Here is a 4319-nt window from a genome sequence, read left to right as displayed (position 1 = left end):
CTGCGGACACCTCGGACAGCCGCTCGATGGTGCCGCCGATCTCCTGGATGGCGCTGACGGATTCCTGCGTCGCGGCCTGGATGCCCGACACCTGCGCGCCGATCTCGCCAGTCGCCTTCGCCGTTTGCTCGGCCAACGCCTTGACTTCCGACGCGACGACCGCAAAGCCGCGGCCGGCTTCGCCCGCGCGCGCCGCCTCGATGGTGGCGTTCAGGGCCAACAAATTGGTCTGGCCTGCGATGGTATTGATGAGCTCGACTACGTCGCCGATGCGGGACGCGGCCTGCGACAGCGCGTTGACGCGCTCGTTGGTCCGCGCGGCTTGCTCGACGGCTTCTGCCGCCATCCGCGCCGAATCCTGCACGCGGCGGCTGATCTCGGTGATGGAGGACGAGAGTTCTTCGGATGCGGAGGCGACCGCCTGCACGTTGGTGGAGGCCTCCTCGGACGCAGCGGCAACCACGGTCGCGAGTTCCTTGCCGCGTTGCGCGGTGCCGGTCAGCGTCGAGGCCGACGCCTCGAGCTCGGTCGAGGCCGAGGAGACCGTGCCGACCACCTCGCCGATCATGGCTTCAAACCGACTGGTGATCGCGTCGACCCGGCGGCCGCGTTCGATCTTGGCCTCGGCGTCGCGCGCCGCCGCCTCGTCGGCGGCCTTCTTGGCGATCAGCGCCTCCTTGAAGATCTGGAGTGCATCCGCCATCGAACCGATCTCGGTCTTCTCGCCGCGATGCGGCACCTCGGCCGAAAGGTCGCCCTCGCCGAGCGACTGCATCGGACGGATGATCGAGGCAATGCCGCGAGACACGTCACGCACGAGATAATAGGCGGCGCCGATCGCGATCACGACGGAGAGCACGATGATGCCGACCAGAATCCGGAAGATCGCAGCGTAGCTGTCGGCCGCCTGCTTCGTCTCCAGCTCGGCGCCGCTGTTGTTGAGCTCGATGCCTTTCTGAAGCAGCGGATCGGCCGCCTGCGCCATCTTGGCAACCCTGGTCTGCAACATCTCGTTGGCGTCGGTCGGGAAGCGGCCGACGCTCTTGCGCGACAGCGCCATCGTCTCCTGCACGCCATTCAGATATTCGACCCACGCCTTGCTCCATTGCTCATAGAGCGCGCGTTCCTCAGCGACCGTGATCAGCGGCTCGTAGACCTTGCGCGTCTTCTCGATGCGCTCACGCAACGAGGCGAGGCGCTTCTCGGCGGCTTCCTTGCCTTCGGCCGTTTCCTGCATCAGATGCAGGCGAAGCGCGACGCGCAGCTCATTGATGTCGGCGCGCATCGAGCCGAGCGCACGCACGCTCGGCAGCCAGCTCTCCGCGATCTCGACGGTGTGGGCGTTGATGTTCTGCATCGTGCCGATCGCCGTCACGCCGACACCGGCGAGCGAGAGCACGAGGACCGACAGCACGGTCAGCAGCTTGAACACGATCGACAACTTCGACATCACACAAATCCCAACGATGCCGGGCAACGCGCACATCACCTGCGCCAGGCGTCACGACGGACGACCGTGCAGCGGTCAGTTCAACGGTGCTGGCTGGTTCTTATCCCGTAAGATTGCCGTCCATAATCGCAAGCAGGCGTTAACATGATCCTACGTAAAACTACGGGTAGGGCCCGGCCCGCGTATTTTCCATGCATTTGTTGCTGCACGCGGTTATCGCGTGCGGTGGTGCGAGCGCGCCGCCCTTGACGCGCTGCAACATTTGCTCGGGGTGACGACCGCCGCTAAGCCGCCCGCACCGACTCCAGGAAGCGCGCCACCTCGCTCTTGAGCCGGTTGCTCTCCTGCGACAGCGACTGCGCGGCCGAATGCACCTGCGCCGAGGCGGCCCCCGTCTCGCCGGCGCCGCGCTGGACGTCGGCGATGTTCGCCGAGACTTCGGAGGTACCTTGCGCCGCGTGCTGGATGTTGCGGGAGATCTCCTGCGTGGCGGCTCCCTGCTCCTCCACCGCTGCGGCGATGGTCGACGAGATCTCCGACATCTTCGCGATGGTGTCGCCGATCTCCTTGATCGCGCCGACAGAGTCCTCCGTTGCGGCCTGGATCGCACCGATGTGCTGGCCGATCTCGCCCGTGGCTTTCGCGGTCTGCTCGGCAAGCGCCTTCACTTCGGTGGCGACCACCGCAAAGCCCTTGCCGGCTTCGCCCGCCCGCGCCGCCTCGATCGTCGCATTGAGCGCCAACAGGTTGGTCTGCGCGGCGATGGTGTTGATCAGCTCGACCACGTCGCCGATGCGGGAGGCGGCTTTCGTCAGCTCGGCGACGCGCGCATTGGTGCGCTGGGCCTGCCCGACCGCGACGTCGGCTACGCGCGCCGATTCCTGCACCTGGCGGCTGATCTCGGAGACCGACGAGGTCATCTCCTCGCTGGCTGCGGAAACCGATTGCACATTGGCGGACGCCTCCTCCGAGGCCCCCGCCACAGCCGTGGCAAGCCCGTTGCCGCGCTCGGCGGCCTGAGTCAGCGTGTTCGACGACGCCTCGAGCTCGGTCGCCGCCGACGACACCGTCTCGATGATCTCGCCGACCGCGCCTTCGAACGTGTCGGCGAGCCGCTGCATATCGGTTTTGCGCTGCGCGCGCCCGCGTGCGTCCGCTTCGGCCTGCTCGGTACGCAGCCGATCGGCCTCCGCCATGTTGCTCCTGAACACCTCGACGGCACCGGCCATCTCGCCGATTTCATCCTTGCGCCCGATACCGGGAACGGAAATCGAGAGCTCGCCGCGCGCAAGCCGCGTCATCGCCGCGACCATGGCGGCAAGTGCCTTCGAGATCGAACGTCCGAGCAGGAAACCGACTGCAGCGAGCGCCACGATGGTAACGCCGAAGGTGACCGCCATCCATAGCCGCACAGCGTCACGCGTTGCAGCCTCGGCAGCGTCGGCCTGCTTATACTTGGCATCGACGGCAGCTCGCACCTCGGCCATGACAGGTTCGATCTCGCGGAACGTCTTCATCATGCTGGTATCGAGCGCCGCACTCTGCTGCGCGGTCTCCGTCCAGGCAGCGAACTCTGACTGGTATTTCTGGAGTTTGGCCGTGATGTCGTTCATCACCGCTATTGGGACGGCGACGACTTCTATTGCCTTGGAGAACTCGGCAGCGGCCTTCTTCATCTCGGCAATGTATTTTGGGTCGCGCCGCAGCATGAAGTCCTTTTCGTGCCGGCGCATCATCAGCATCCAGCTTGTCATCCTGGGATCGTCGATCTCCTTCAGCTTGGCCTCGATGTCGTGCACCGCGGCGCGGAGCGAGCCGGACAGGCCTAGCGTTTCGTTCAGTCCGAGCTTGGTCTCAGCCGCCACCAGCGCACCAAAGTCGGATGCATAGCGCTTGAAGCCGGTCTGGGCCTGCTTCATCCTGTCGGACAACGCATTCATGCCGCCGGCCGCGATCAACCGATCCACCTCGTCGAAATCGCGGTTGATCGGCCCGATCAGTTCGGCATGCGCCTTGGCGTAGCCCTCGGTGCGCCGCTGCTGAAAATTCTTCTCGTTGCGGCGAGCCTCGAGCATCTCGATCGAGAGCTGCTCGTTGAGGTCGACGATCGCGCGGGCGCGGTTGGCAGCGTCGCGGGAGGCGTCCTGGGAGAGACTGCCGATCTCGTAGATCGCGCCGAAGGCGACGAGCCCGATAAGGCCGAACAGTCCGATCGCCATGACCTTGTGGGTCAAGCGAATGGAAATGCCACTCATGAATGTGCTCCAACGATTGAGACGCAATACGCGAGGGGCGACTCAGCGCCCGGAATATTGCGGGCATCATGACCGCATCGCTTTGCCGGAAGGTTAACCCTGCGGGCACGATCACAACGCCGAAATACGAACGCGCGCGACCGCCGCGCAGTCACGCGCGACGGTTGCAGATCAGGCCTGCGAAGGACGCCGCCGTCAGGCGGCGCGCACGGTGCCGAGAAACTTGCTGACCTCGAGCTTGAGGCGATTGCTGTCGCCGGACAGCATCTGCGCGGCGGACAGCACCTGCGAGGACGCCGAGCCTGTCTCGCTCGCGCCGCGCTGCACGTCGGTGATGTTGGACGACACCTGATGAGTGCCCTCGGCCGCCTGCTGCACGTTGCGGGAAATTTCCTGCGTTGCCGCGCCCTGCTCCTCGACGGCGGCCGCGATGGTCGAAGAAATCTCCGACAGCTTCTCGATGGTGTGGCTGATGTCCCTGATGGCGCCGACCGAATGCTCGGTCGCGCTCTGGATGCCGGCGATCTGCTGCCCGATCTCGCCCGTCGCCTTCGCGGTCTGCTCGGCGAGCGCCTTGACCTCGGAGGCGACGACAGCGAAGCCGCGACCGGCCT

General features: G+C 65.6%; 3 protein-coding genes. All 3 read right to left on the bottom strand.

Translation table 11 applies throughout. The features are described from left to right. A partial coding sequence (locus MOV75_RS28770; protein WP_247007029.1) for a methyl-accepting chemotaxis protein occupies positions 1 to 1450 on the bottom strand: 1450 nt, incomplete at its 3' end. Between the two features lie 284 nt (positions 1451 to 1734). Then, a complete protein-coding gene (locus MOV75_RS28765) occupies positions 1735 to 3705 on the bottom strand; it encodes a methyl-accepting chemotaxis protein (RefSeq protein ID WP_246925862.1) in 1971 nt (656 codons plus the stop codon). Between the two features lie 195 nt (positions 3706 to 3900). After that, a partial coding sequence (locus MOV75_RS28760) for a methyl-accepting chemotaxis protein (RefSeq protein WP_247007028.1) occupies positions 3901 to 4319 on the bottom strand: 419 nt, incomplete at its 5' end.

The sequence above is a fragment of the Bradyrhizobium sp. PRIMUS42 genome (assembly GCF_023006515.1).
Taxonomy (GTDB): Bacteria; Pseudomonadota; Alphaproteobacteria; order Rhizobiales; family Xanthobacteraceae; genus Bradyrhizobium.
The sequence above is the reverse complement of the archived record's forward strand: the minus strand, read 5'-3'. Positions and strand labels throughout refer to the sequence as shown.